This window comes from Alteromonas sp. RKMC-009 (assembly GCF_003584565.2).
In the GTDB taxonomy this organism is placed as follows: domain Bacteria; phylum Pseudomonadota; class Gammaproteobacteria; order Enterobacterales; family Alteromonadaceae; genus Alteromonas.
The window spans coordinates 4,739,790-4,763,505 of sequence record NZ_CP031010.1; the positions used below are offsets into that span (position 1 = coordinate 4,739,790).

The following is a 23,716-nucleotide window of genomic DNA, read 5'->3' on the forward strand; positions in this document are numbered from 1 at the left end:
GCGTATATCAAAGGTTAACAACATCATTTAATCAGTTATCCGGAGTGGTTATGAGTCTGACGACCCCTAAGTTATTTCACTGCCCCTATTGCATGGAGCCGAATGAAGTAGAAATTGATGAACAGAACGATATCAATGTTATGCAGGTACTGGATTGCCAGGTCTGCTGCCAGCCTATTGAAATGACAGTGTACAGCGACGGCGATAACCTGACCGTGCAGGTTGAGCAGGAGAATGCCTGATATGACTGACCCGTCCATGCGGCATTTTTCCTCTGCTGCTATCAATGAGCTGGAAAAACAGACCCGAACGAACCTGATCAACTGTTTGTCCGGCTACAAAGGGGCCAACCTTGTGGGCACCACTGACGGTAAACGGGATAACCTGGCCATTATCAGCTCTGTATTTCACGTGGGGGCACATCCTCCTCTTCAGGGCATGTTGTTACGTCCGCATACTGTGCCACGGCAAACGCTGGAAAATATTCGTGAAACAGGTGTGTACACCATTAATGCAGTCAGCGCCGGCTGGACAGATAAAGCTCATCAGACTTCCGCCCGCTATGATGAACACACCAGTGAGTTTGATGCCACAGGCTTAACACCGCTGAAAGAAGACGGATTCGCCGCGCCATTTGTCGCCCAAAGTCCTTTGCGTATGGCCATGGCGGCAAAAGAAATATCCACGCTGCAATGTAATCAGACAGTACTGGTCATTGGCAGGGTGCTTGATATTTACGTGATGGAAGGGGCCACCGGTGAGGACGGACAACTGGATTTGGAGAAAATGAATCTTGCCTGTATCAGCGGGCTGGATACTTACCACCGTGCGGAACCCATCGCCCGTTATGCCTATGCGAAACCGGACAAACCCGTCACGCTGGCAGGTAAAAACGCATAAATGCACAGGTCCTGCGGTGAAGAAAAGTTAATCTACATCAAATATGTGACGGAACGATTTGGCAGTCCCGTAAATGTGTCGTATAACTATTGTCATAGTAAACCTGTCATCGCGGCAGGTTTTTTACGTTACAAGACCAAATAAAAACAAATCATTCTCGTTTAAGCTTTATGGGAGCAAATTATGAGTAATGTGAACCGTCGTGATTTCCTAAAACTGTCAGGCACCACACTGATCGGTTTGACGTTAGGTGGCACTGCACTTCGCGCACAGGCACAGGAGCAACTGCAGACCGACGACCCCACAGCACAGGCATTGAAATATACCCCGAAATCAACGGTGGAAGGGTCTCAGTGCGGCAATTGCATGTACATTCAGGGCGAGGACGGACAAGCTCACCGTCCATGCGCCATTTTCCCGGGTAAACTGGTTAACACCAACGGCTGGTGCAGTGCCTGGGTAAAACGTCCGGGCTAAATTTGAACCCGGACAGTTGGATCAGCGGGGTAATACCCGCTGAAGCCAGCCTCCCGGCACACACCAGCGCCATACAAACCCCAGCGCATCCTGCTGATAAGTAAACAACAAAGACACCAGTACCGCTGCCACATGCAGCAATCCGCACCACACCACCAGTCCGATTTCAGTTTGCCAGCCGGCGATCGCCGGAAACGTTGCAACAGTCAGAAAACACACTGCCAGAGTCTGAAATATCAGTCTGCCCCCGGGTACGTTTTCAATCTCATCACCGGTGACCGCACGGAAATGTTTCGGGTTCGCCATAGAAAAGTGCAGGAAACCGGCAATGCACAACAGTAAACACAAAAATGTCATCATGCTGTCTGCTCCCCGGTGCTGCCCGCTTCCGGTGCAGGCCGTCTCCGGCGGGCAGGGCTGTCTTTGCGGCCTGACGGCGCGCGTTTAGATTTAGGTTCAGCTTTGAGTTTACTCACCGCATACCAGGCCAGAGCGGCCAGGATAAGACAGGCTGCATCGAATATGATCCTCAACGTATCAGGCATCAGAACAGGTGATGTAGCGACATCCAGCAACGGAATAAAGGTGAAGAGCACTGCTGCTGCCAGCGTTTGCCAGAGCCAGCCTTTCCGGTCGCGTCTGAACAGTCCGGCTACCACACAAAGCCCCCATACAATGAAAAAGCTGCGTATTTCCCAATCACTGCGTGTCGCCAATTCTGCAGGCAACAGGCGGTTCGCCCAGAAATAAGCACCGGTAGCCACCATCAGCCCGGCGATAGCACCAATGTTTGTGCCTCTCACCAGTTCGAAGCCTCTGCGTCCCATTTGCTTCTTGGCGCGCTTCTCTACCCAAAGGACAGAACCGGTCCCCACCATTAACGTGCCCAGGATACCGGCAAAAAAGAGCAGCCAGCGGGTAACACTGTCGGCAAAACGGGCCTGATGCAGCATGTCCATATAGTTATAAATTGCCTGGCTGGTATTCGGTGCAGAAGACGCCTCTTCTACTTTCAGAATTTCACCTTCAGAGTTAAAAACCAGCCCGCTGTTCCCGCCACGACCGGCGGATAACTCAACACGGTTGGGACCGGATACAGAAAATGTCGCTTTATCTGTGCCCGGATTTTTAATGGTGATGCGGTCAGCAGGTACGCCCCATTCAGCAGAAGCACTGGCCATAACCTGTGCCAGCAGGGCGCTATTGTCCACAACTGGCGCTGCCGGCTTATGTTGTATTGCCCGCGCTTGCGGTGCGCCCCGTTGCGGCCCGCCCTGTCCCTGCGGACCTCCGCCACCCGGAGGACCACCATGACCACCACCACTGCCGTTCCACGGAAGCAAAGTGCCTCCTAACAGTAACAAGCCGGAGAATGTGATCATCAGATGAAATGGCAGCGCCAGTACGGATGCCAGAACGTGCCCGTCTATCCAGGAAAGCAGCTTCTTCTTTGGCCTGAACATGAAAAAATCTGCAAAGATTTTACGGTGCATGATCACGCCGCTGACAATACCAATCAGCATCATCATGCTGACAATGCCGACAAAGGTCTCACCTGCAGCACGCGGTACGCCGTATAGTTCAAAGTGGAAGCGGTACAGAAAATTGCCACCGGCGGTTTCTCTCGGGGTCAGCTCCTCACCGGTAGACGCATTCAGAACGGCACGCTGCGAACGCATTTGCTGGCGATCTTCCCCGCCATTGCGCCAGCTTGCACCGACCGTTTCTTCTCTGGGTCCCGGTAAAGAAATTTGCCATTCCTGAGCCCCCGGGGCCTTACCCTGCAGATAGCGGTACGCCACTTCAGCGCTGTTCTCAGCCGGCACAGACACGTGCAATTCAGGCTGCATCCAGTGAGTAATTTCACTTCTGAAAAATGCCAGCGTACCGGTGAAAAATATCGCGAACAGGAGCCAGCCCGCGGTGATGCTGCTCCATGTGTGCAGCCAGGTCATCGACTGTCTGAGTGAACCTTTCATTGCCGTCTCCCCTTCATGACGCTACACCGGACCACACCAGCCCCCACGCCACGGCGTTAATTGCCAGCGCGGTGATGAAGGCTTTTACATGGTTATTGATGGCGAATATCCAGATGATATAAACCGTCCAGGCAAGGAAAAACACCATACGGATAAAAGCAATTTCCTGGCGGCCGGATACATCTGACCCGGCCGCCAGCAACAAACTGACTGCTGTGGCCGCCGCATAGCCACCCGCCACCGCCAGAATGACTCTGACAGTTACCGTAAAGGCAGGTGCTGAATAGAAAGGGAGATGTTGTGTTGTCATTATGATGCGTTCTTCACAATATTTTCCAGAGACTGAATGTTGCTCAGTAAATCACTGCGCCCCGGATTCGATTTGTACACCTGACGAAGCAACGTCAGCGCATCAGCGTAAGCGTTCTGATTAATGGCGACCTGTGCCCGTCCCAGCATGGCCCGTTCTTTATATTCGGGGAGTGCTTCGGCACGCAGGTAATACATTTTTGCACGTTCGTCTTTCTTCTCTTTACGCAGAAGTGCTGCCAGCGTCATCAGCGCATCACCGTTCGCCGGCGCGGCTTTAATAGCAGTCAGCAGGTAGTCCTGTGCTTTACTGTTCTGATCCTTCGCAATGGCGAGGTTCGCCTTCATAACGTTCAGCATTGCTGTGTTACTGCTATCAAGGCGTTTAGCGTTTTTATCCAGTGTACTGACCAGAGCACCCAGGTTTTGCCAGTCCTGACTGGCCGCCAGCCAGTTGGCAATACTTAACATGGTCTCTGCGCCATCACTGTTGCCGGCCAGCAACGTACTGACGTTATCGTTAAGCAGCGCAACCGCACGATGCGGACTGCCGGACTTCACATGAAGTTTTGCCAGAGTCGTGAGATTTTCCGCACGCTTTTCCCCCAGAGACAGCGCCGTTTCCAGACTGCTGATAGCAGTGAGATCATCCTGGCTTTTCATCGCAATCTGACTGCGTTGCAGCCATAACCTTGCACTGTCAGGTTTTTCACTGAGCATTTCACCCACCAGTGAAGACGCCTGTGGAAGTGCGTCACTGGCAATCAGCGCAAACAGCAGACCCTGCGCCCACTGGGCATTGCCGGGTTCCAGCATCATGGCATTCTGATAGGCTGCGGTAGCACTGCGGGGTTTCTCCAGTTGCAGATTAAGGTATCCGAGCTGGCCATACACCTGACTGTCAGACACCCCGAGTGCCAGCGAAGCCACCACATGTTCACGGGCCTTTTCGTAAGCTTCATCAAGCATATAAATCATGCTCAGGCCACGGTGCGAAGTTGACGATGAAGGATCTTCCTTTAACGCCAGTTCGAAGTGTTTTTTCGCTTCACTGTTTTTCTTTAAGCTTAAAAACACCTGGCCCATCATTTCATGCAGCATGGCACTGACTTTTTCGTGTTCCTGACGGTAGGTGTTCCAGGCTTGCTCTACACCTTTGAAATCCTGCTTTTGCAGCAAAGGCTGTACGTTATGAAAGAACTCACCTTCGTCACGGTTTACTCTGTTCCTGTGGGCATCGCTTTTACCGGCGCGGTAACTGAATTCCCAGACCGGCTCTTCCAGCGATACTTTAACCTCTGCCTGCACGCCCGCTGTGAAAGCGAGTAGTAACGCACAGCATCCTAATCGTCTAAACGTGAATTTTTTCATTATGCTTCAATCTCCACAGGCCAGATAAATCTTGCTCTGACAGCGTGATCGGCTTTGTGCGGAGCAGTGAATTTACTGCCTTTCACAAAGCGCTGAATTTCCTTATTAAGTTCGTGATGCGGGTTGTCGACGATATCAATCAGGGTGACGTCACCCTTCTCATCAATCATTACATCCAGTTTCACCACAACCCGTTCAATACCGCGATGTTTCAGTTTTTTCGGGAACCGGATTTTTACCGGAGTCAGCAAGGTAGGCTTGCCGTCCAGTTCACTGAGAGCGTAAGCCTCCCAGTCTATTTCCGGTGCAGCCCAGTCAGGTTGCGCCATTGCCACGTCCGGCCGCTCCGGTTTATCAATTTCAATTTCCGGATCCACCTGAATATCGGCCATTGATACCGGCGCACCGGCACCTTCCACCTGCATATTCACATCTGCCTGCTCAGTCACCTGCTGACTTTGCGGGGGCGGCGGCGGGGGCGGCTGTGCAATGGCGATATCAAGCTGTCTGACTTCAAGCTCAGGGCCGTCTTCACTGTTGAGGTAATAGCCCAGAGTCAGTATTCCCAGCGACACCACCATGACACCGCCGCTGAGTAAAAATGCTGAAAGTTGCTTTTTCATTCTGCATCCTCACAATTTTGCGGTGGCAATGTTGACGTCAACAGCGCCGGCCATTTTGGCGGCGTCAATCACCTCCACCAGCAGATCTGTCGACACGGTTTTATCTACCTGCAGTACCACCGGACGCACTTCCTGCACCATCAGTTGCTCTACCGTTCCCCGTACCCCGGCAACACCGATGTTGGTACTGTCGTACATCACCTCACCATTTGCAGTGATGGCAATAAGAATGGACATCTGATCAAGCTTTTGTGCCGAGATGGCCTGAGGCTTATCTACTTCGACCCCGGTTTCTTTAACGAACACCGTGGAAACGATGAAGAAAATCAACAGAATAAACACCACGTCCAGCAGTGGTGACATATCAATAGACTGAATGGGTTGTGCTTCCAGCCGGCGTTGTAATCGACTAGCCATGTTTCACCTCACCTTCCTGCGTATCGTGCAGATGTCCTTTCACATATGACAAACATAACCAGCCCGGGATAGCCATCACCAGCCCCAGCTGAGTTGTAAATAACGCATCGGCAATACCTGCAGACACGATTTGACTGTCAGCCCCGTCGGTCATCATGCCGGTGAAACTGCCCTGCAATCCCATGATGGTGCCAAGCAGCCCCATCAGCGGCAACGCCCCTACCAGCACGGATGGCGTCATCAACGGGTCGCTGTCTTTACTGCGAACGTCCTTATCGAACCGGTTCAGGTACAGCATCCAGATTTGCTGAAAGGCAAACCAGCCGGTCAGTACCATGACCCAGCACAAGGGGTTGCCGGTGAATAATTCAATCATCAGCTTGCTCCGGATGGATGTCCGGATCCTAACAATTCAGTGTCAGTATCCCGCGCCTGCGCATCAAGCTCTTCCTGATGACTGTTGCCCTCGTCGCCACTTAAAATAAGTGCAAAGTTCTCCAGTTCCGTGTAGTACTGACGCGCTTTGCGGCTAAGGAGAGCATTAAGGATCAGTGCAGGAATAGCGACGATCAAACCCAGCTCCGTCGTCACCAGTGCTTTGGCGATACCGCCGGAAATCACTTCAGGGTCGCTTGAGCCGAATGATGTCATCATGCGGAAGGTTTCGATCATGCCGCTTACCGTTCCCAGCAGTCCCAGCAGAGGAGCCACAGCGGCAGTAACAGCCACAGCATTGATCCACTTATCGAGGGTCTGCCGGTCTTGTTGCAGTTGTACAAACAGCTGATCATCACGGTCACGGAACGTTACCGCCTGCTCAGCAATTTTAAGTAAGTCTTCCTGCATGCCTTTAAATTGGGCACGGGCCGCGCCACCCGACTGCAGAATCTTATCCAGCATCGCCTGGGACCGCACCGGAATCACTTTAGGCAGACGAAGCAGTTGCACCACTTTAAGCAGACCGATAACAGTAGCAATTAGCGCGAACAGTAAAATAGGGACTACCCAGATACCGCCTTTCACCACGTGCTCAATCACACCTTCGTTTGCAGACTCACGGGTAAGTGCACGGCCAAGGGTCGGGTCCAGGACAACGGTGCCCGCCTGCTCCTGCATAGTTGCCGCCAGCCCTGAGGGCAACATCCCTTTGGTTTGCAGTCTGCCGGATACGGTTTCAGCCAGTCCTACCGCATCATTGTGTTTAAACCAGGTAACCGGTCCTACCGACAGTGACGGTACGCTGGCCAGTTCACCGTTTTCCAGTACCAGCGTACGGGACTGCCAGCCGGGCAGAGAGGCGGTTTTCACTGTAGCGTCAGACACAGCAGCCATTTTAGCAGCGGTGTCCATGGCGTTTACTTCATTAAACGGTAAGCCCTGCTGTTGCAGGAAACGGTTGAGCAGGTTCTGTTGATAGGTTTGCTGCTCTTTCCATTCAGATAAGCGTTCTTCCAGCTTGCTCAGACTCAGTGTTTTTTCATCTGCGAGACGGCGGGCGACCGCAGTTTTGTCCCGTAAAGACATCACGTCTTTTTCTAACTGACTGAGGGTAGATGACAACGAAACCCGCTCTTTTACGATGCGTGATTCAGCGCTGCTCAGACTGCGCTTTGCGCTTTCAATTTTGTTCAGCATGTCCTGCTGCTGTGCACCGGCACCTGCAGAGGCCCACGCCAGCATAGTAAGGAGTAAAATTCTTTTCATCTTAACGACCTCCGCCATTTACCGGATTTTGCGCAGTAAAAGGTAAAGGCAGCGCAATAAATTCGGGTTGCTGACGGCGCTCGAAAACCGCCAGTGCGCGGCTGATGGCTTCACCATCAACACTGTCGTCGAAGTGCCATGTCCATTGTCCGTTCTCCGGGTAGCCGGAACCGGCCACACTTCCGTCGTTGTTTGCAAACCAGGCCAGCTGTGACCCCAGATATAACTGTTTCACCACCACTTCTTTACCGTCAGGCGCCGTGAGCACGTCTTCGTTTACCGTGAGCTTGCTGTCGAATTGTTCCAGCCGGGATAATTTAGCCAGTGCGACCTGCAAAATTTGCGAAGGATTGTCGCCACCATCACCGGCCAGCGCGGCATCTTCCTTGTCCCAGTTAAACTTCAGAGGCGGTGGCAAGCTTTCGTATAAACTATTGATGCGGGTAACCAGAGAAGATAGTGCACCTGTTACATCAGCCTGCTGACTTTCAAGGGTGTTTTGTTCGGCCAGCAGAGCATTCCGGCGGGCATCCACGTCATCCTGTGAATCATTACTGGTCGCAAGAATTTTCTGCAACTGCGATTTCTCGGCTTTCAGCAGGTCTATCCGCTGACGGACCACCGGTTCCTGTTCCTGCCAGTCCATGACCAGCTTGCGCTCCTGCGCCTCAATTTGCAGCCACTGGCGGGTCAGTCCGTCCATATCATCTGTCACGGCAGCCATGGCGTTACCGGTCAATAGTGATGCAGTAAGCAAAATACCGGCACTGCATGTAGCCGGTATTCTCAGACGCCCCATTTGCATTGTCTTCATTCCCGTTCCCTTCATTACAAAAAACCGGTAACACAAAGACTGTGTTACCGGCTGGTATCATCAAAAGTGGTAAGTTGCCGACAGCAGCCAGTTACGGCCCGGCTCATTATAGGTATTCGCCCCTGCGTTGGTTTGGGTACCTTCACGTAAAATCGTTTTATCAAACAGGTTCTTCACTGAAATGGTAAAATCGATGTTTTTGTAGGTATACACACTGTTCAGGTTAACGATGGTGTAAGGGTCACGCGGTTCAGGATTTTCAATATCTGCACCGCTGGTCGTGCTGGTTGTCGGGCTTTCTGTTTCGCCGTAATGCTGGGCGCTGGCAACCAGTTCCCAGTTTTCTGTAACAGTCCATGCTACCTGCGTATTGATTGTGTAATCAGGCACGATTGACAACGGCTGACCGGTTTCTTTGTCTTCCGATTCAATCATCACTGTGGCATTCACAGACCATTCGATGTCGTCAGTAAACGGCACAAGCAGGTTACCTTCCAGACCTTCAATAACGGCTTCCGGTGTGTTGTACCACTGGAAAATTTGCACGTAAGTGTCAGCATTACCACCGTCCAGTACGTAAATCGGTGCGGTATTTCCGGTCACGATTTTGTTCTTATAATCGTTGTGGAAATACGTTAAACCGGCATTGATGCCGTTATCATTACCGGCGTAGTTAATACCGATTTCTTTGTTCACCGACGTTTCATGTTCCAGATCCGGGTTACCCAGAATTGAACAACCGCTTCCCTGGCTGGGGTAATCCACCGGACAACCGTTACCACGGGTGGTATAGACATAGTTAGGGTTCAGCTGATACAGGTTAGGGGCTTTAAACGCACGGCTGATACCGGCCTGGAATGAAATTTCAGACGTTGACTGCCAGCTCATGTTCAGGCTGGGAGATACGTTGTTGCCAGCTTCACTGTGGTGATCTAAACGTACGCCCGGCGTCAGCATAATGTCATCAGTAAGAACGATGTTGTCCTCGACGTACAGGCCGAACAATTCTGAGCTCATGTGAGGGTCGCGGTCGGCTGCGTCAATGTCAGTACCATCAATAACCACGCCGTCAGCCACATTAATACCGGCCTGATTAGACGACGCATCATCCTGACGCTCACCACGGAATTCGGCACCCACTGTCATAGTCTGGGCTTTTCCGAACAGATCCAGCGGAATGTTCCACTCAGATTTGGCAGTCAGATTGCGCAGCATGATGGTCACGGTTTCACCGGTCTCGGTGTTGAAACGGCCTTCCGTACCACCTGCAAGCCCTTCGCTCAAACGTGTGTTATCTGTTTCTTCAAACTGGATGTAAGAGAAAGAGTCGCCAAAATCGAACGTACCGCGATGGGTACCGGAAAGTGTTTTACGTCTTACAACATTGGTTTCCTGACCAATGTATAACTGACTTTGCGCGTTATCTACGCCCTGGAATGCGTTTTCACCGGCGTATTCATTACCCTGACGGCTGTATGCCGCTTCTACTTCCCAGGTATTGGTTTCGTCCTGGTCAAAGCGCACCAGCGTACGGAAATCAATGTTCTCAACACCTTCTGAGCCGGCGGCTACGTTGCTGTCCTCAACGGTGGCATCGCGGTTAATATCCGGAGAATCACCTTCCTGTTTATTGTAGTTCAGCACGGTACGGTGAGAGAAGCGCTCAGATAACGGGCCGCTGACCACGACATCTGCGCGTTTGTTACCACCTTCCAGCGAATTTTCAGGAATTTCGGTTTGTACTGTAATGCTGCCTGCGGCTACATCCGGTTTTTTGGTAATGATGTTAATGACACCACCGGATGCGCCTGAACCGTAACGGGCCGCTGCCGGACCACGAATAACTTCGATACTTTCAATAGCTTCAGGCGGCACCCAGTTACTGTCGCCACGGGTGTTCCGTTCACCTGAACGGCCCATTTTTACACTGTTGCGGGACAATACAGGCTTACCGTCGATAAGAATCAGGGTATTTTCCGGGCCCATGCCGCGAATGTCGATCTGGCGGTTGTTGCCGTATTGGCCTGTACTTGTGTTGCCGGTCAGATTAATACCCGGCATGGTTTTCACCAGTTCGGAGATGTCATTGGTAACCGGACGACGTTTGAAATCTTCCGCTGTAATAACCGACACACCCTGGGCTTGCTTAAGCTCTTCTGAAGCGGCTTGAACAACAGTGGTGTCGAGGGTTTCTAATTCTTCATTTTCTTGCGCGAAAACAGCGGCTGATAAGCCGGGAAATAATGACGTGAGCAGTACTATCTTACCTAATTTAGGCATTACTTTTTCCTTGAAACTCAGAGTGTTTTTATGTGGATGAAAAATAACTTACGAGAACACGGGAATACCGGCGGGTGAAAACGCTCTTCTAATCTTTTAACTATACTTCCGTTCAATGCGTATTAAAACATATATACCAATGAGAATCATTATCATTTGTTATTAAAATAATTAAAGATATTTTTTAATCGATTTTAATAGTCGGATGTGTGTTCGAGATGTGTCAGGAAGGGGTATTGGATATAGCTGTCGAGTAAATTGATCAGCGAGAACTCGTTGGCCAGGGCCTGATAGTCACCGCTTTCACGGAATTTCGCTAACTCAAGATTGAATTTGTCCCGGAGCTGCTTATTTGGAATGACGGCATGATAAGGGCTGACATCAAAGAGTTCGTGCACAGTCACTTCCACATCCTGTCCCTTAGGATGTTTACTGCGTATCGCTTCGAAAATATTCCGGTCCAGTACAATAGCATCCACACTGCCAAGCAGCAGCATACTGACCTGACGGTGTTGGTCGGCCATTTCAAGATAGCCCTTGTGCTTTGCTACTGCTTGCGAAAATTGGGGACCGAGAGCTTCTGACGCAGTCTGAAATGCCACAACGGTGTGGTTTTTAAGATCTTCCACCCGCTCAATAGACAAATTACGGTTCTTCAGTGTCACCACAACATTCTGGTATACAACATACACGTCACTGAACCAGGCTTCGGGAATGTCGTTCCGGCGGCTCACTGAAAGGGCCACATCCACATCACGCTCTTTGACGAGTCTGACTGAGCGGCCCATGGGCACATACATCATGTTGGGTTCGTAACCGGCATTTTGAAGAACAGATTTAACCAGCTCGATCTCAAAACCGGTATCACCCTGTGCGATCACATAGGGTGGCTTGTCCCAGCCGGAAACCACATCCACACTGCGCACCACAGCGCCGGATGCCGGAGCGGCCAGAAAAGCTAACATTACCAGTTTGGCCAACAGTCTCATTGGTTTTCCTGTCTCAATACCTCTTATAAAAGTAGCACCTGCCAGTGAGAAACGAAATCAGACATAAGGATACTTCTTATCGGGGTATTCAAAATTCGGCTTAAATGGTGCTGCGGGGTGCGTTTTGCAGGCAGTAACTGATAAAATATCTGCTGATTAACGTTTTCCCTTGAAAGAGTACCCATGTCCTGGATCCAGTTACGAATCGATTCTGACTCTGAACACGCAGAGCAAATTGGCAATATGTTGAGTGCCAATGGCGCGCAGGCTGTTACATTTGTTGATGCCAAAGACACGCCTATGTACGAACCCAAGCCCGGCGAGACCATGCTGTGGCCGGATACGCAGGTAGTCGGGTTATTCAGTGCAGCCGACGACATGAAAGCGGTGATTCAGAGACTTGAACAATCGAAGGTGCTGGGAAAAGGCTTTAAACATAAACTTGATCAGTTAGAAGATAAAGACTGGGAACGGGAGTGGATGGATAACTTTCACCCCATGCAGTTCGGTAAGCGTTTGTGGATTTGTCCCAGCTGGCGCGATGTGCCGGACCCTGATGCGGTAAACGTTATGCTCGACCCGGGTCTGGCTTTCGGTACCGGCACGCACCCTACCACAGCACTCTGTCTGCGTTGGCTCGACAGCCTCGACCTGGAAGGCAAAACCGTGGTCGATTTCGGTTGTGGTTCAGGTATTCTGGCGCTGGCGGCACTGAAACTGGGAGCAAAAGAAGTGATCGGTATTGATATCGACCCTCAGGCCCTGCAGGCATCCATGGAAAATGCCCGCCGCAACGGTGTGGAAGACCGCTTAAGTGTGTATCTGCCTGAAGATCAACCCCAACTGGAAGCCGATGTGGTCATGGCCAATATTCTCAGCGGGCCCCTCATTGAACTGCAATCCGTTATCACTGCCTACTGCAAAACCGGTGGAAAGCTCGTTTTATCAGGCATTCTGGAAGAGCAGGTGGAAAAAATTGAAGCGGCTTACCAGGTCAGTTTTTCCCTGGAACCCAGTGCTGTAGAAGGCGACTGGGCAAGAGTCAGCGGCATAAGAACCCACTGAATCTATTCATAAAACTGTCAGAAATCTGTCAAATACACCGGCCGTGGCCTTTTTCAACGAAAGGCTAACGGGCTATTTCACACGCAAAACTCGCCAGCACTGTCAATAGCCCGGCTTGAAATTTTGTGTGATTTTTAGCCTTTTCAAGGCTTGCGAAAACACGTAAACTTAGCGCCCCGTTTTGGCCTGGTGTATAAATTCTGCGCAACAGTTGGCTGTAAAGTATGCGAATCGGACCTCACACACTCCAGAACAATTTGATGCTCGCGCCTATGGCTGGCGTGACAGACAGGCCCTTCCGGCAGATGTGCAGGAGAATGGGGGCAGGGTTAGTTGTATCTGAAATGTTGTCCAGCAACCCCAAGGTCTGGAAAACCGCAAAATCCATGCATCGTATGGATCATACCGGTGAAGACGGGATCCGCTCGGTACAGATTGCCGGCGCAGATCCTGACCTGATGGCGCAGGCGGCACAATTTAACGTTGAGAACGGTGCGCAAATCATCGATATCAACATGGGTTGTCCGGCCAAAAAGGTGAATAAGAAATTAGCTGGTTCAGCGCTCTTGCAGTACCCGGAGCTTGTAGAAAGCATTGTCCGGGCAGTGGTAGACGCTGTTGACGTACCAGTCACTCTGAAAATCCGTACAGGGTGGGACACAGATAACCGCAACGGGGCAGACATTGCCCGGATTGCGGAGCAGAACGGCATACAATCGCTGGCAGTTCACGGCAGAACGCGGGCTTGTATGTACCGGGGAAATGCAGAATACGACACCATTCGTGCCATTAAACAGGCGGTGTCTATTCCTGTAATCGCAAATGGCGATATTACTTCTCCGGAAAAAGCACGTTTCGTACTTGAGTATACCGGTGCTGACGGCGTAATGATTGGGCGCGGTGCGCAAGGTAATCCGTGGATTTTTAAACAAATCCAACATTACCTGCAAACAGGTGAAAACTTGCCGCCTCCTTCGTTGTCAGAACAGCAAGCGGTATTACATGAGCACGTTGTAAATGTACACGACTTCTACGGCGGCATTATGGGTGTGAGAATAGCCCGGAAGCACGTAGGGTGGTATCTCGCGGAGCACGACACGGAAAATCAGTTTCGCCGGACATTCAATGGTCTTGAGGAAGCTGACGCTCAACTCAACGCCCTTGATGCGTATTTTCAATCGCTGCAAACGAGAGATAAGCGACAGATCTCTCCTGCGGCATAGTAATGACTAACTAATAGAGCAAGAAAGTATTATGTTCGATCAAAATGTGACTTCACCTTTTACTACAACAGTAACTACTCCTTCACAAACTCAGGCACAGAAGCCTCTGCGTGACTCAGTAAAGCAAGCGGTAAACAAATACCTGAAGCAACTGGACAACGCTAACATCGATAATCTGTACGAACTTGTTCTGGCTGAAGTTGAAGCGCCGTTACTGGAAGAAGTAATGACTTACACCCGCGGCAACCAGACACGCGCCGCCATCATGATGGGCATCAACCGTGGCACACTGCGCAAAAAGCTGAAGCAGTACGGCATGAACTAAGATTAAAGGGCTTAGCCCGACTTTAAGAGCACCAAACGGTGCTCTTTTTTGTTCCACTCGTTAACTTACGCAAAGAGCTCAACACCACTATGCAAACACCTAAACCTATCAAGCGCGCCCTGTTAAGTGTTTCTGACAAAACCGGCATCGTTGAATTTGCCACGTCATTACACAACAAAGGCGTTGAACTGCTATCTACCGGCGGTACGGCAAAATTACTGGCGGAAGCCGGTTTGCCGGTTAAAGAGGTTTCAGAACACACTGGCCACCCTGAAATCATGGACGGTCGTGTGAAAACTCTGCACCCGAAAATCCACGGCGGCATTCTGGGTCGTCGCGGTCAGGACGAAGGTGTAATGGCTGAGAACAATATCGCGCCAATCGATCTGGTTGTAGTGAACCTTTACCCGTTCGCTGCCACTGTCGCAAAAGACGATTGCACGTTGGAAGACGCGATTGAGAACATCGATATCGGTGGCCCTACGATGGTTCGCGCTGCAGCGAAAAACCACAAAGATGTGACAATTGTGGTTAAAGCAGCGGATTACAGCCGCGTGCTTGCTGAAATGGAAGAAAATGCAGGTTCACTGACGTACCAGACACGTTTCGACCTGGCCATTAAAGCTTTCGAACATACCGCAGAATATGACGGCATGATTGCCAACTACTTCGGCGCCCGCATTGATTCTGTTGAGTGCGCAGACGACTGTGAGCACGAGCACAGTGAATTCCCCCGTACGTTCAACGTGCAGATGAGCAAAAAGCAGGATCTGCGTTACGGTGAGAACAGCCACCAGTCTGCGGCTTTCTATGTTGAGAACAACATTCAGGAAGCGTCTGTTGCTACTGCTGAGCAGCTTCAGGGTAAAGAACTGTCTTTCAATAACATTGCAGATACCGACGCCGCGCTGGAATGCGTGAAAGAATTCGACGTACCGGCTTGTGTCATTGTTAAGCACGCAAACCCTTGTGGTGTGGCACTGGGTGACAACATCCTTGAAGCCTATGACCGCGCTTTCAAAACTGACCCGACGTCTGCTTTCGGCGGTATCATCGCGTTTAACCGTGAACTGGATGGCGACACGGCGAAAGCCATTGTTGACCGTCAGTTTGTTGAAGTCATCATTGCCCCTACCGTCAGCGAAGAAGCGAAAGCCATCGTTGCTGAAAAGAAAAACGTACGTCTGCTGGCGTGTGGTGACTGGCAGGGTCAGCTTACCGACGGTTTCGACTTCAAACGTGTTAACGGCGGCCTGTTAATTCAGGAACGTGATTTTGGCATGGTGGATATGGAAGATCTGAAAGTCGTTTCTAAGGTACAACCTTCAGAAGAGCAATTACGCGATCTGATGTTCTGCTGGAAAGTAGCAAAATACGTGAAATCTAACGCTATCGTTTATGCTAAAGACAGCATGACCATCGGTGTGGGTGCAGGCCAGATGAGCCGTGTGTATTCTGCGAAAATCGCCGGTATTAAAGCGGCCGATGAGAACCTGGAAGTGGCAGGTTCAGTAATGGCATCTGATGCATTCTTCCCGTTCCGCGACGGTATTGATGCAGCCGCGGCTGCCGGTATCAAGGCGGTAATCCAGCCGGGCGGTTCAATGCGTGACGATGAAGTTATCGCAGCAGCTGATGAACATGGCATTGCTATGGTGTTCACCGGCATGCGTCACTTCCGCCATTAATTGAAAAAGTTGTTTACGGTAAAGGTTGTGGCTTTCGCCACAACCCTTTTGCGTTTTTACTGTCCTGCGTTAACCTAGGTTTTGCAGTATGAGTATTACCCAAGCTATGCACCGTTAAAACAATTAAGGATCAATTATGAAGACCACGATGCGTGTAATTGCCGCTTCTTTGCTTGCTGTATCTGCTTCACTCACATCAACACTGGCCAGCGCAGACGCTATTACCGATGCGGTAAAAAACGATAACCGCTCAGCGGATGCCAAAGCCCGTGACGAATACCGTCATCCTCAACAAACTCTGCGCTTTTTCGGTATTGAACCGGACATGACCGTTGTTGAGATCTGGCCCGGCGGTGGCTGGTATGCCGATATTCTTGTACCTTTATTAAAAGACGACGGCAATTATATTGCGGCGCACTTCTTTATGTTCGACGGTGCACCGGGTTATTACGCAGGTTCGCTCAACGGCTTCAAAGAAAAAGCCAAAGCGGGCGGCCCTTATGAGGGTGCCACGATTACGGCTTTCCATCCTTCAAAGAGCCCTGACATTGCCCCTGACGGCAGTGCAGACGCAGTGCTGACCTTCCGTAATGTCCATAACTGGTACATGGGCGGCGATAAAGAAGGCGTGACCAGCTCGTTTAAGTCGTTCTACAAAGCCCTGAAGCCCGGCGGCATCCTGGGCGTAGTTGATCATGAATTACCGGAATCCGCTGCTGACGAAGCAATGAAAAGCAGCGGTTATATGAAAAAGTCTTTTGTCATCGATGCTGCTGAAGCTGCCGGTTTCAAACTGGTTGCGGAAAGTGACGTAAATGCTAATCCTGCAGACAATGCCGATCACGCTAAAGGCGTGTGGACCTTGCCACCTTCACTGCGCTTAGGCGAAGAAGATCAGGCAAAGTATCTGTCTATTGGTGAAAGCAACCGGATGACACTTAAATTTATTAAACCTGAATAAGAGATAACGGAACGCTTTGATGAACGTACTAGTTATTGGCAGCGGTGGCCGTGAACACGCATTAGCGTGGAAAGCCGCACAATCTGACTCTGTCTCCACTGTTTATGTTGCGCCGGGTAATGCAGGCACAGCCACTGAACCTAAGCTGAAAAACGTGAACATTGGTGTAACAGACATCGAAGGTTTGCTGGCGTTAGCCAAAGACACCGCGATTGACTTAACCATTGTCGGCCCTGAAGCGCCGCTGGTTGAAGGTGTTGTTGACGCGTTTCAGGCTGCCGGTCAGATGATTTTCGGACCGACACAAGCTGCGGCACAACTGGAAGGTTCCAAAGCGTTTACTAAAGATTTCTTAGCCCGCCATGCCATTCCTACAGCGGAATACCAGAACTTCACTGAAATCGATCCTGCTATCGCCTATGTGCGTGAAAAAGGCGCACCGATTGTCGTGAAGGCTGACGGTCTGGCCGCCGGTAAAGGTGTAATCGTTGCGATGACGTTACAGGAAGCTGAAGATGCCATCCGTGACATGCTTGCAGGTAACGCATTTGGTGACGCCGGCAGCCGCGTGGTAATCGAAGAGTTTCTTGATGGTGAAGAAGCCTCTTTCATCGTGATGGTAGACGGTAAAAATGTTGTGCCTTTCGCCACCAGCCAGGATCACAAACGTGCAGGTAACGGCGACTCTGGTCTGAACACCGGCGGTATGGGTGCATACTCACCGGCTCCGGTTGTGACGCAGGAAATCCATAACCGCGTAATGAAGGAAGTCATCATGCCTACCGTTGAAGGTATGGCAAGTGAAGGGAATCCTTACACAGGCTTCCTGTATGCAGGCCTGATGATCATGGCAGACGGTACGCCAAAGGTTATCGAATACAACTGCCGTTTCGGCGATCCTGAAACCCAGCCTATCATGATGCGTTTGCAGTCTGATTTGGTGGCAATGTGCCAACTGGCCTGTAAAGGCGAACTGGCCGGCAAAACCATTGATTTTGATGAGCGCGCCGCGGTTGGTGTTGTACTGGCTGCAGGGGGTTACCCTGGCAGTTACGACAAAGGTGATGTCATTGAAGGGCTGGATAAAGCTGCTGCTCACGAAGGCAAGGTTTTCCATGCCGGCACGGCCATGAAAGACGGTAAGGTAGTGACTGCTGGCGGTCGTGTACTGTGTGCCACTGCACTGGGCAACAATGTTACCGAAGCACAACAGAAAGCCTATGAATTACTGAATACCATCAGTTGGAAAGATGTGTATTTCAGAACAGATATCGCATACCGCGCTATCGCCCGTGAAGCAAGCGGTCAGGCATAATCCGGTAAGGGCGCTGCGGCGCCCTTTCTTTTTATCTTTTCTTCCCGTTCCTCCAAAGAAAGACCTTATTCTCTGGTCGTAACCCGACAGTCCCGGAAATTTCCCCGTTATATACGACTAAAGCACGGTGTGCCCGCCGGCACTTTCCAATTAGTCTTACAGGTCTGTACAAAAACGCTTCAAGATAGTCAGATATGGCGAAATTTATCGAGCAAATTGAAAAACTGTTGCTGATCCTCATTATGCTGGCGACGCTGGTTGCAGTGGGCGATGAAATCATGCACATGTTTCATCAGCGTAAGGTTGAACTGTCAGATCTGCTGCTATTGTTTATCTACGCCGAAGTCATCGGCATGCTGGCCGCGTACTATAACAGCAGCCGGATTCCGGTTACGTTGCCACTGATCATCGCCATGACAGCGCTCAGCCGCATGATTATTTTGCAAAGCAAAGAGCTGGATAAAATTGTGCTTCTTTATGAGTCCAGCAGTATCTTGTTGCTCAGTATTGCCGCAGTGATCATGAGTCTGAAAGATAAAATCAGTTTGGAGAAACTGAAAAACCGGCATCTGAATCCTCCCGGTTAACGGCGTACAAAGCACGCCCGGCAATGGCCGGGCACTATAAATCAGGTGAATTTCGAACCCGTTGCGGACTTATTCTGCAACATAGTTCCCCTTGATTCTTCCGTGCTGCCAGCTTATAACAGAAGTCCGGTATTCCTATTCTGTGATTATGTCAGCTAAACATCCGATTATTGCCATCACCGGTTCTTCCGGCGCAGGCACCACAACAACGACAAATGCGATCACGCACATCTTCCGTAACCTGAATGTCAATGCGGCAGTGGTTGGCGGTGACAGCTTCCATCGTTTTACCCGTCCGGAAATGGAGGTGGAGATCCGCAAAGCGCAGGAACAGGGCCGCCATATCAGTTACTTCGGCCCCCGCGCCAACGATTTTGAGTTACTCGAAACCCTGTTTAAAGAATACGGACAAACCGGCACCGGCCAATTCCGCCAGTATCTGCACACCTTCGATGAAGCAGTACCCTTTAACCAGATGCCGGGCACATTCACGCCCTGGCAGGCGCTGCCGGAAAACACTGACTTACTGTTCTATGAAGGTCTGCACGGTGGTGTTGCCACCGAAGAAAATGACGTGGCGAGCCATGTGGATTTGCTGGTAGGCATGGTACCGATTGTAAATTTGGAGTGGATCCAGAAAATTGTCCGCGATACCACTGACCGGGGACATTCCCGTGAAGCGGTGATGAGCAGTATTGTGCGCGGACTGGACGATTATTTTCAGTACATCACACCGCAGTTTTCCCGCACTCACGTTAATTTCCAGCGTGTTCCCACTGTCGACACTTCTAATCCGTTCAGTGCCAGAGAGATCCCTACCCAGGATGAAAGTTTTGTCGTCGTACGATTCCGCCGTGAAATGAAAAACGTTGATTATCCGTATCTGCTGCAAATGATCGACGGCGCCTTTATGTCCCGCATTAACACCCTGGTGGTACCGGGTGGAAAAATGGGTCTGGCGATGGAATTAATCCTCACACCGCTGATTGAAGATATTCTTGATCAGAAGCGACGGGCAGGCAGTCAGATGGATTGGGTGAGCGAGCAGTAAGCAATTCGTACATAGCCGTTAACAGCCCGTTTTCATTGTGTTTTCATCATTCAAATGCATAACGGATATAACTGATTTTCCGCGGTTTACAACGCACCGGGCGTTCAGCCGCGGGCCCTGAAAACGTATAATTTACCCCTTACAATTTGGGGGTAAAAACCATGCTGGATTATGTACTCATCGGCATAGCTGTACTGGCGTTACTTGGCGTCGTTTTCGAAGAAGTCATTCACGTAAACAAAGCCAAAACGACGCTTTTTCTCGGAACACTTGCCTGGATCCTTCTTTTTATAAACGCTAACCGCGGGCCCGGTTTAGAAGAGCTCAACGAACACCTTACTGAAAACATCAGCGAAATCTCCACCCTGTGGCTGTTCCTCGTTGCTGCCATGACCTTTGTTGCTTACCTTAACCGTAAAGGCATGATTGAGAATATGCTCAATATCATCATGCCAGCCAAAATTACGCTGCGAAAGCTTATCTTCTTCACCGCCATCTTCAGTTTCTGTTTCTCTTCTCTGGCAGACAACATCACCGCCACTCTGGTGTCCATAGCCATGGTACTGTCACTGGGATTACCGTTTAACCAGACCATGCGCTTTGCGGTACTGGTGGTATTCGCGGTGAACTCCGGCGGCGTGTCACTCATCACCGGCGATGTAACCACTCTGATGATTTTCCTCGACGGCAAGGTTACTATCACGCAGTTGCTGCTGCTCATCATTCCGTCCCTTTCCGCCGTACTATTCCTGGCAATGATGCTGAGTATTGGTATGAACGGCACCGTAAAGATAAAGAAAACCCGTCATGATATGCGTTCCGTTGACTATGTCATTGCCGGTATATTCTTATCCACCATCATACTGACTCTGGTTGCCAACGTGCTGTTTGCCATTCCGCCGATGCTGTGTTTCCTGGCCGGTATGGCTGTCATGTTCCTGGTCGCGACCTTCATGGGTGAAGAGAAGTATCATGATCCGATCCTGGACTACATCCGCCTCATTGAGTTCGACACCCTGCTGTTTTTCCTCGGTGTATTGTTGCTGGTTGGTATGCTGGACCATATCCACGCACTGGGTGCATTGCTCGAGGTGTACAACATCTTCCCGTCAACCGGCGCAAACTTCATCATGGGCGTGCTGTCTTCAATGATTGATAACGTGCCACTGACAGCCGCACTGCTGAAAGCTGATATATCCATGTCTACCGCAGAGTGGATGGCGTTTACCTATGCCGTAGGCGTAGGGGGTTCACTGCTGATCATCGGCTCTTCGGCGGGGATTGTCACCATGAGTAAAGTGAAGGGTCTGACCTTCGCTAAGTACGGCAAATTCGTCTTGCTGTTGTTGCTGGCTTACTCTTTCGGTTTTGCCATGGTTCTGCTGATGGCGGACCTGGTACTCGGCTGACATCATTTGTAACATTCCACGGACATTCGCAACATCTCTGTGCTTTTGTCCGTTACCTGAAGTGGTTATAGTTAAGGTAACTTAAGACAGTACCCGCCGTTTTGCGCGGCGTACTGCTTTTTATTACCGGTTACACAGCCACTGTTCAGGAATAACAACCATGGGTCAGGAAACGTCCAAAATACTTGTTGTCGATGATGATATGCGCCTTCGCAGCCTGCTGGAGCGTTATCTTGTTGAACAGGGCTTCCAGGTGCGCAGCGCAGCTAATGCAGAGCAAATGGACCGCCTGCTTGAGCGCGAGAACTTCCATCTGATGGTTCTGGACCTGATGCTGCCGGGTGAAGATGGTTTATCTATCTGCCGGCGCATGCGACAGGCAGAGAACGACATGCCCATCATCATGCTGACAGCCAAGGGTGACGAAGTCGACCGCATTATCGGCCTTGAAATGGGCGCCGATGACTACCTGCCCAAGCCGTTTAATCCCCGCGAACTGCTGGCCCGTGCTAAAGCCGTATTACGACGCAAAACCACAGAAGCGCCCGGCGCACCGTCCAGAGACGAGCAGATTGTTGAGTTCGGTGATTACAGCCTGAACCTCGCTACCCGCGAAATGACAGCCGCAGGCAAGCCGCTGTCGTTAACCAGCGGCGAATTTGCCGTGCTTAAATCACTGGTCACCCACCCCAGAGAACCGCTTTCCAGAGACAAACTGATGAACCTGGCCCGTGGCCGTGATTACAGCGCGCTGGAACGGAGTATCGACGTGCAGGTTTCCCGTCTGCGCCGCATGCTGGAGAAAGACCCGGCAAGCCCGCGCTATATTCAGACAGTATGGGGCCTTGGCTACGTGTTTGTGCCGGATGGTGGCGCTGCATAAGATGATGTTCCTGGCGTGAGGCTGCTTCCTAAAAGTGCATTCGGACAAACCGTACTGCTGATCGGCGTACTGCTGCTGATCAATCAGGTGGTGTCCTATCTGTCAGTCACCTACTATTTCGTGCGTCCTACCACCCAGCAGATCAGCAGCTTGCTGGCAACGCAGGTACAAAGCGTGCAGTCGCAGGGGCTGATGAGCGCGCCTCTTGAGCAACGGCTGGCCTATGCAAAACAAACCAAAGTCGAAATTATGACCACGGAGCAGGCGCTGCAGCAGGGCCTGCGTGATGCCACCCACTATAATTTTATGTCTTCGCAGGTATCTTCCCAAATTGGTGTCAAAGCAGATGTGCGGATCAGTACAGCTGAAACCGCCGTTGGCAGCGAGCCTTACCGGGTGTGGATATCTCTCAGTACGCGACCGAACATCTGGGTCAGTATTCCTCTGATAGGCGGTAACGACGCCCATATTTCACCGCCCCCCACCATGTATCTGATGGTAATCGGTATTTTGAGTGTTACCGGCGGCTGGTGGTTTGTACGCCATCTTAACCGGCCGCTTCAGGCCCTGCAGCAGGCCGCATTGCAGGTCGGCAGAGGACAGTTTCCGCCCCCGCTGAAAGAACAGGGCAGCAGCGAAATGCGGGAAGTGACCCGCGCATTCAACCGCATGAATCAGGGTATAAAGCAGCTGGAGGATGAGCGGACATTAATGACTGCCGGTATTTCTCACGATTTACGTACCCCGCTTACCCGAATCAGGCTGGCTTCGGAAATGCTGCCGGAAGAAAGTGAGTGGGTGCGTGACGGCATCAATGAAGACATCGAAGATATGAATGCCATTATCGATCAGTTCATTGAATACGCCCGCTTTGACCGTACCGGCGAATGGGAAAATGCCAATCTGAATACGCTTATCGGTGATATGGTAAGGGTGCATGAGCGTTACGAAAGCCATCATATCACCCTGAAACTGACCTCTCTGCCGGATACGCCGGTACGCACGGTAGCCATCAAACGGGTACTGGATAACCTGATAGAAAATGCCTTCCGCTACGGCGGTGACAAAATTTCGATAAGTACCTTCTTTGACCGCACGAAACAACGGGTGTATTGCCGCATCCGCGACTTCGGCCCGGGCATCCCTGACAACGAGCTGGATAACGCTTTTATGCCGTTCAAACAGGGAGATAAAGCAAGGGGCAGTCTGGGCTCAGGTCTGGGACTGGCTATCACCCGTAAAATTATCAATATGCACTTCGGCAACATCACACTCAGGAATCACCCTGAAGGTGGCCTGGTAGCGGAATTCTGGCTACCCGGCGCTCACTAGCCTCCATTCAGGCA

At 51.0% G+C, this 23,716-nt stretch carries 25 protein-coding genes; 14 read left to right on the forward strand and 11 right to left on the reverse strand.

Annotation, left to right across the window (positions count from 1 at the left end; all coding sequences use genetic code 11):
• The first annotated feature begins 50 nt into the window (after positions 1 to 50).
• The 3 genes from DS731_RS20580 to DS731_RS20590 all read left to right on the forward strand — a co-directional run bounded on the left by DS731_RS20580 (position 51) and on the right by DS731_RS20590 (position 1,377).
• Positions 51 to 242 carry a CPXCG motif-containing cysteine-rich protein gene (locus DS731_RS20580; protein WP_119503069.1) on the forward strand — a complete coding sequence of 64 codons (192 nt, stop codon included), beginning with the start codon at positions 51 to 53 and terminating at the stop codon, positions 240 to 242.
• A gap of 1 nt (position 243) precedes the next feature.
• Positions 244 to 900 carry a flavin reductase family protein gene (locus DS731_RS20585; protein WP_119503548.1) on the forward strand — a complete coding sequence of 219 codons (657 nt, stop codon included), beginning with the start codon at positions 244 to 246 and terminating at the stop codon, positions 898 to 900.
• A 183-nt stretch (positions 901 to 1,083) separates the two neighbouring features.
• Entirely contained in the window at positions 1,084 to 1,377 is a 294-nt protein-coding gene (locus DS731_RS20590) for a high-potential iron-sulfur protein (RefSeq protein WP_119503070.1), read from the forward strand.
• A 21-nt stretch (positions 1,378 to 1,398) separates the two neighbouring features.
• On the opposite strand, the gene DS731_RS20595 is transcribed toward DS731_RS20590, so the two are convergent.
• The 11 genes from DS731_RS20595 to DS731_RS20645 all read right to left on the reverse strand — a co-directional run bounded on the left by DS731_RS20595 (position 1,399) and on the right by DS731_RS20645 (position 11,863).
• Positions 1,399 to 1,737 (reverse strand): DUF3325 domain-containing protein, encoded by a 339-nt coding sequence (locus tag DS731_RS20595; protein ID WP_119503071.1) that lies wholly within the window; start codon positions 1,735 to 1,737, stop codon positions 1,399 to 1,401.
• Positions 1,734 to 3,356 carry a PepSY-associated TM helix domain-containing protein gene (locus DS731_RS20600; RefSeq protein ID WP_232373436.1) on the reverse strand — a complete coding sequence of 541 codons (1,623 nt, stop codon included), beginning with the start codon at positions 3,354 to 3,356 and terminating at the stop codon, positions 1,734 to 1,736. Before DS731_RS20600 ends, DS731_RS20595 begins: the two co-directional genes overlap by 4 nt.
• 13 nt (positions 3,357 to 3,369) lie before the next feature.
• The gene (locus DS731_RS20605) at positions 3,370 to 3,666 is read right to left on the reverse strand and encodes a hypothetical protein (protein WP_119503072.1); all 297 of its coding nucleotides are present in this window, start codon (positions 3,664 to 3,666) and stop codon (positions 3,370 to 3,372) included.
• A complete protein-coding gene (locus DS731_RS20610; RefSeq protein ID WP_119503073.1) occupies positions 3,666 to 5,036 on the reverse strand; it encodes a tetratricopeptide repeat protein in 1,371 nt (456 codons plus the stop codon). Before DS731_RS20610 ends, DS731_RS20605 begins: the two co-directional genes overlap by 1 nt.
• The gene (locus DS731_RS20615) at positions 5,036 to 5,659 is read right to left on the reverse strand and encodes an energy transducer TonB (protein ID WP_119503074.1); all 624 of its coding nucleotides are present in this window, start codon (positions 5,657 to 5,659) and stop codon (positions 5,036 to 5,038) included. Before DS731_RS20615 ends, DS731_RS20610 begins: the two co-directional genes overlap by 1 nt.
• 9 nt (positions 5,660 to 5,668) lie before the next feature.
• Positions 5,669 to 6,076 carry an ExbD/TolR family protein gene (locus DS731_RS20620; protein WP_119503075.1) on the reverse strand — a complete coding sequence of 136 codons (408 nt, stop codon included), beginning with the start codon at positions 6,074 to 6,076 and terminating at the stop codon, positions 5,669 to 5,671.
• Positions 6,069 to 6,452, reverse strand: coding sequence for a MotA/TolQ/ExbB proton channel family protein (locus DS731_RS20625; protein ID WP_119503076.1), 384 nt, complete (start codon positions 6,450 to 6,452; stop codon positions 6,069 to 6,071). Before DS731_RS20625 ends, DS731_RS20620 begins: the two co-directional genes overlap by 8 nt.
• On the reverse strand, positions 6,452 to 7,780 hold the full coding sequence (locus tag DS731_RS20630) for a MotA/TolQ/ExbB proton channel family protein (RefSeq protein WP_161599194.1): 1,329 nt from the start codon (positions 7,778 to 7,780) through the stop codon (positions 6,452 to 6,454). Before DS731_RS20630 ends, DS731_RS20625 begins: the two co-directional genes overlap by 1 nt.
• A 1-nt stretch (position 7,781) precedes the next feature.
• Entirely contained in the window at positions 7,782 to 8,594 is an 813-nt protein-coding gene (locus tag DS731_RS20635) for a DUF3450 family protein (protein ID WP_161599195.1), read from the reverse strand.
• Between the two features lie 60 nt (positions 8,595 to 8,654).
• Complete coding sequence (locus tag DS731_RS20640; RefSeq protein ID WP_119503079.1) at positions 8,655 to 10,874, reverse strand: FepA family TonB-dependent siderophore receptor; 2,220 nt, start codon at positions 10,872 to 10,874, stop codon at positions 8,655 to 8,657.
• Between the two features lie 194 nt (positions 10,875 to 11,068).
• A complete protein-coding gene (locus DS731_RS20645) occupies positions 11,069 to 11,863 on the reverse strand; it encodes a substrate-binding periplasmic protein (RefSeq protein WP_119503080.1) in 795 nt (264 codons plus the stop codon).
• 183 nt (positions 11,864 to 12,046) lie between these two features.
• Here DS731_RS20645 and prmA point away from each other — a divergent pair, with 183 nt between their 5' ends.
• The 11 genes from prmA (at position 12,047) to envZ (ending at position 23,702) form a co-directional block, all read left to right on the forward strand.
• On the forward strand, positions 12,047 to 12,928 hold the full coding sequence (gene prmA, locus DS731_RS20650) for a 50S ribosomal protein L11 methyltransferase (protein WP_119503081.1): 882 nt from the start codon (positions 12,047 to 12,049) through the stop codon (positions 12,926 to 12,928).
• Between the two features lie 224 nt (positions 12,929 to 13,152).
• The gene (dusB, locus tag DS731_RS20655; RefSeq protein ID WP_119503082.1) at positions 13,153 to 14,151 is read left to right on the forward strand and encodes a tRNA dihydrouridine synthase DusB; all 999 of its coding nucleotides are present in this window, start codon (positions 13,153 to 13,155) and stop codon (positions 14,149 to 14,151) included.
• A 31-nt stretch (positions 14,152 to 14,182) separates the two neighbouring features.
• Entirely contained in the window at positions 14,183 to 14,476 is a 294-nt protein-coding gene (fis, locus tag DS731_RS20660) for a DNA-binding transcriptional regulator Fis (protein WP_018982332.1), read from the forward strand.
• Positions 14,477 to 14,565: 89 nt separating this feature from the next.
• Complete coding sequence (gene purH, locus DS731_RS20665; protein WP_119503083.1) at positions 14,566 to 16,164, forward strand: bifunctional phosphoribosylaminoimidazolecarboxamide formyltransferase/IMP cyclohydrolase; 1,599 nt, start codon at positions 14,566 to 14,568, stop codon at positions 16,162 to 16,164.
• 148 nt (positions 16,165 to 16,312) lie between these two features.
• Positions 16,313 to 17,125 (forward strand): class I SAM-dependent methyltransferase, encoded by an 813-nt coding sequence (locus DS731_RS20670; RefSeq protein ID WP_181013680.1) that lies wholly within the window; start codon positions 16,313 to 16,315, stop codon positions 17,123 to 17,125.
• A 19-nt stretch (positions 17,126 to 17,144) separates the two neighbouring features.
• Entirely contained in the window at positions 17,145 to 18,440 is a 1,296-nt protein-coding gene (purD, locus tag DS731_RS20675) for a phosphoribosylamine--glycine ligase (RefSeq protein ID WP_119503085.1), read from the forward strand.
• Positions 18,441 to 18,634: 194 nt separating this feature from the next.
• Positions 18,635 to 19,027, forward strand: a complete 393-nt coding sequence (locus DS731_RS20680; RefSeq protein WP_119503086.1) for a phosphate-starvation-inducible PsiE family protein — start codon at positions 18,635 to 18,637, stop codon at positions 19,025 to 19,027.
• Between the two features lie 148 nt (positions 19,028 to 19,175).
• Positions 19,176 to 20,078: a phosphoribulokinase gene (locus DS731_RS20685; RefSeq protein ID WP_119503087.1), complete on the forward strand. Its 903-nt coding sequence runs from the start codon at positions 19,176 to 19,178 to the stop codon at positions 20,076 to 20,078.
• Between the two features lie 161 nt (positions 20,079 to 20,239).
• Complete coding sequence (gene nhaD / locus DS731_RS20690) at positions 20,240 to 21,487, forward strand: sodium:proton antiporter NhaD (protein ID WP_119503550.1); 1,248 nt, start codon at positions 20,240 to 20,242, stop codon at positions 21,485 to 21,487.
• Positions 21,488 to 21,647: 160 nt separating this feature from the next.
• Positions 21,648 to 22,370, forward strand: a complete 723-nt coding sequence (gene ompR / locus DS731_RS20695) for an osmolarity response regulator transcription factor OmpR (RefSeq protein WP_119503088.1) — start codon at positions 21,648 to 21,650, stop codon at positions 22,368 to 22,370.
• 15 nt (positions 22,371 to 22,385) lie between these two features.
• Positions 22,386 to 23,702 (forward strand): two-component system sensor histidine kinase EnvZ, encoded by a 1,317-nt coding sequence (envZ, locus tag DS731_RS20700; protein ID WP_119503089.1) that lies wholly within the window; start codon positions 22,386 to 22,388, stop codon positions 23,700 to 23,702.
• The last annotated feature ends 14 nt before the right edge of the window (positions 23,703 to 23,716 follow it).

What these genes read in the sequence shown, in the direction of transcription:
- DS731_RS20580 (WP_119503069.1), top strand. Translation starts at nt 51, where the DNA reads ATGAGTCTGACGACCCCTAAGTTATTTCACTGCCCCTATTGCATGGAG.
- DS731_RS20585 (WP_119503548.1), top strand. Translation starts at nt 244, where the DNA reads ATGACTGACCCGTCCATGCGGCATTTTTCCTCTGCTGCTATCAATGAG.
- DS731_RS20590 (WP_119503070.1), top strand. Translation starts at nt 1,084, where the DNA reads ATGAGTAATGTGAACCGTCGTGATTTCCTAAAACTGTCAGGCACCACA.
- DS731_RS20595 (WP_119503071.1), bottom strand. Translation starts at nt 1,737, where the DNA reads ATGATGACATTTTTGTGTTTACTGTTGTGCATTGCCGGTTTCCTGCAC.
- DS731_RS20600 (WP_232373436.1), bottom strand. Translation starts at nt 3,356, where the DNA reads ATGAAAGGTTCACTCAGACAGTCGATGACCTGGCTGCACACATGGAGC.
- DS731_RS20605 (WP_119503072.1), bottom strand. Translation starts at nt 3,666, where the DNA reads ATGACAACACAACATCTCCCTTTCTATTCAGCACCTGCCTTTACGGTA.
- DS731_RS20610 (WP_119503073.1), bottom strand. Translation starts at nt 5,036, where the DNA reads ATGAAAAAATTCACGTTTAGACGATTAGGATGCTGTGCGTTACTACTC.
- DS731_RS20615 (WP_119503074.1), bottom strand. Translation starts at nt 5,659, where the DNA reads ATGAAAAAGCAACTTTCAGCATTTTTACTCAGCGGCGGTGTCATGGTG.
- DS731_RS20620 (WP_119503075.1), bottom strand. Translation starts at nt 6,076, where the DNA reads ATGGCTAGTCGATTACAACGCCGGCTGGAAGCACAACCCATTCAGTCT.
- DS731_RS20625 (WP_119503076.1), bottom strand. Translation starts at nt 6,452, where the DNA reads ATGATTGAATTATTCACCGGCAACCCCTTGTGCTGGGTCATGGTACTG.
- DS731_RS20630 (WP_161599194.1), bottom strand. Translation starts at nt 7,780, where the DNA reads ATGAAAAGAATTTTACTCCTTACTATGCTGGCGTGGGCCTCTGCAGGT.
- DS731_RS20635 (WP_161599195.1), bottom strand. Translation starts at nt 8,594, where the DNA reads ATGAAGACAATGCAAATGGGGCGTCTGAGAATACCGGCTACATGCAGT.
- DS731_RS20640 (WP_119503079.1), bottom strand. Translation starts at nt 10,874, where the DNA reads ATGCCTAAATTAGGTAAGATAGTACTGCTCACGTCATTATTTCCCGGC.
- DS731_RS20645 (WP_119503080.1), bottom strand. Translation starts at nt 11,863, where the DNA reads ATGAGACTGTTGGCCAAACTGGTAATGTTAGCTTTTCTGGCCGCTCCG.
- prmA (WP_119503081.1), top strand. Translation starts at nt 12,047, where the DNA reads ATGTCCTGGATCCAGTTACGAATCGATTCTGACTCTGAACACGCAGAG.
- dusB (WP_119503082.1), top strand. Translation starts at nt 13,153, where the DNA reads ATGCGAATCGGACCTCACACACTCCAGAACAATTTGATGCTCGCGCCT.
- fis (WP_018982332.1), top strand. Translation starts at nt 14,183, where the DNA reads ATGTTCGATCAAAATGTGACTTCACCTTTTACTACAACAGTAACTACT.
- purH (WP_119503083.1), top strand. Translation starts at nt 14,566, where the DNA reads ATGCAAACACCTAAACCTATCAAGCGCGCCCTGTTAAGTGTTTCTGAC.
- DS731_RS20670 (WP_181013680.1), top strand. Translation starts at nt 16,313, where the DNA reads ATGCGTGTAATTGCCGCTTCTTTGCTTGCTGTATCTGCTTCACTCACA.
- purD (WP_119503085.1), top strand. Translation starts at nt 17,145, where the DNA reads ATGAACGTACTAGTTATTGGCAGCGGTGGCCGTGAACACGCATTAGCG.
- DS731_RS20680 (WP_119503086.1), top strand. Translation starts at nt 18,635, where the DNA reads ATGGCGAAATTTATCGAGCAAATTGAAAAACTGTTGCTGATCCTCATT.
- DS731_RS20685 (WP_119503087.1), top strand. Translation starts at nt 19,176, where the DNA reads ATGTCAGCTAAACATCCGATTATTGCCATCACCGGTTCTTCCGGCGCA.
- nhaD (WP_119503550.1), top strand. Translation starts at nt 20,240, where the DNA reads ATGCTGGATTATGTACTCATCGGCATAGCTGTACTGGCGTTACTTGGC.
- ompR (WP_119503088.1), top strand. Translation starts at nt 21,648, where the DNA reads ATGGGTCAGGAAACGTCCAAAATACTTGTTGTCGATGATGATATGCGC.